We start from the raw sequence: 427 nt of genomic DNA on the forward strand, positions 1-427 counted from the left end.
CCGATATCATGGCGAATAATAAGAGATGATAAACGTGTGCACATTGATAATTTGAACCCTCCTATGCTAGAAAGAGTGAATATTTCCCCCGAAAACTGGTTAAAACTCACGACCCGATTTACACGCGTATTTCATGGTGCAGTAGGCAGGCCTACTTCACAAATAGGTTACTGCGAAAATTTAAATAGAAAACGGCGAGCCAATATAAGTAATTGTGAAAAGTTATTAGCATAAAGCTTTAATTACTCAGCTGATAAGTTGAAACTGCAACATGCAGTTATTTTTATGCGTGTAATTTAGGTTTAACAGCGGTAATGTTTTATTTAATGAGTGCTTTATGAATAACGATAGAAAAAGAGATAAACGCTGAGTAAAAAAAAGTAAATCTAATAATACAGTTTTGCTTGTTAAATTAGAGTGGGTGTCT

General features: G+C 34.2%; 1 pseudogene. It reads left to right on the forward strand.

Annotated features, from left to right (window positions below):
• Positions 1–234 (forward strand): annotated as a pseudogene (locus tag CWC16_RS20065) (transposase); the annotation flags it as partial.
• Positions 235–427: the final 193 nt, after the last annotated feature.

Origin of the sequence: Pseudoalteromonas sp. S3776 (assembly GCF_005886915.1) — a bacterium.
Classification (GTDB): Bacteria; Pseudomonadota; Gammaproteobacteria; order Enterobacterales; family Alteromonadaceae; genus Pseudoalteromonas.